This is a genomic window from Kitasatospora sp. NPDC057512, assembly GCF_042802135.1.
Lineage (GTDB): Bacteria > Actinomycetota > Actinomycetes > Streptomycetales > Streptomycetaceae > Kitasatospora.
In genome coordinates, this window is the sequence record NZ_JBHVET010001248.1 from 1 (window position 1) to 1,280 (window position 1,280).

Annotated in this window: 2 protein-coding genes; one reads left to right on the plus strand and one right to left on the minus strand. The window is 73.9% G+C overall.

Translation table 11 applies throughout. The features are described from left to right. Positions 1 to 104 precede the first annotated feature (104 nt). Complete coding sequence (locus ACFU6K_RS39245) at positions 105 to 320, minus strand: cold-shock protein (protein ID WP_380671495.1); 216 nt, start codon at positions 318 to 320, stop codon at positions 105 to 107. A 160-nt stretch (positions 321 to 480) separates the two neighbouring features. Between ACFU6K_RS39245 and ACFU6K_RS39250 the strand changes: the two genes are divergently transcribed. Further along, positions 481 to 1,206: a dienelactone hydrolase family protein gene (locus tag ACFU6K_RS39250; RefSeq protein WP_380671497.1), complete on the plus strand. Its 726-nt coding sequence runs from the start codon at positions 481 to 483 to the stop codon at positions 1,204 to 1,206. Positions 1,207 to 1,280: the final 74 nt, after the last annotated feature.

A 1,280-nucleotide genomic window follows, 5' to 3' on the forward strand; every position in this document is an offset into this window, starting at 1 on the left:
GGCCCGAGGAGCCTTCCTGATTCCCGGATTCGGCGCCGGCCCGCCGGCCCGCCGGTCGGCGGCCGGTGCGGCCGGGCCGCCGACCGTCAGGCCCGGGGCAGGTCCTAGCCTTCGACGACCTGGACCTTGTCGGCCTGCATCCCCTTCTGGCCCTGGACCGCCTCGAACGTCACCCGCTGGCCCTCGACGAGGGACTTGAAGCCGGCCCCCTCGATCGACCTGAAGTGCACGAACAGGTCGGGACCGGACTCCGGGGTGATGAACCCGTAGCCCTTCTCGTCGTTGAACCACTTCACGGTGCCGTTCTGGCGCTCGGCCATGTCCACTCCTCGCACAGGGATCACACTGACCGCGCCAGTCTCTCACGCAGTGCAGTCGGTCCGACGCGAAGCGCAGCGGCGGCCGCCGGCGGGCCGCCCCGCTCTGCCGACGGCGAAGTCGGGCCCGGGCGGGGGCCGGTCCTCACTACAGTCCCGTCCCATGACGATGGTCACCACGCGTACGGTCGAGTACCCGGCCGACGGAATGACGATGTTCGGGCACCTCGCGCTGCCCGCCGGAACCGGCCGCCGACCCGCGGTCCTGATCGGGCCCGAGGGGCCCGGCCTGAACGACTTCCAGCGCCGCCGGGCCGATGCCCTCGCCGAACTGGGCTACGTGGCACTGGCCTTCGACCTCCACGGCGGGCGGTGGATCAGCGACCCGCAGGAGATGCTGGCGCGGGTGATGCCGCTGCTCGCCGACCCCGACCGGATGCGGGGCATCGGCCACGCGGCCCTCGACGTGCTGCTCGCCGAACCGCGGACCGACCCCGACCGGATCGCCGCCATCGGCTACGGCACCGGGGGCGCGATCGCGCTGGAACTCGGGCGCGAGGGCGTCGACCTGCGGGCGATCGGCACGGTCAACGGCCTGGTCACGGGCCGCCCGGGGGAGGCCGCCCGGATCCGCTGCCCCGTGTGGGCCGGGGTCGGGTCGGAGGACCCGATCATGTCGGCCGAGCAGCGGGACGCCTTCGCCGCCGAGATGCAGGCCGCGGGCGTGGACTGGCGCCTCGTCGTCTACGGCGGTGCCCAGCACGCCTTCCACCACCCGACGGTCGGCCACGCCGTGCTCCCCGGCGTCGCCCACCACCCGCAGCAGGCCCAGCGGGCCTGGCGCGACATCGTCGGCCTGCTCGCCGAGTGCCTGCCCGTGGAGGAGTGAAAGGAGCGCTTACCCGAAGGCCGCGCCGCAGGCGGTCAGCCGCAGGGCGGTGTCGATCAGCGGGACGTGGCTGA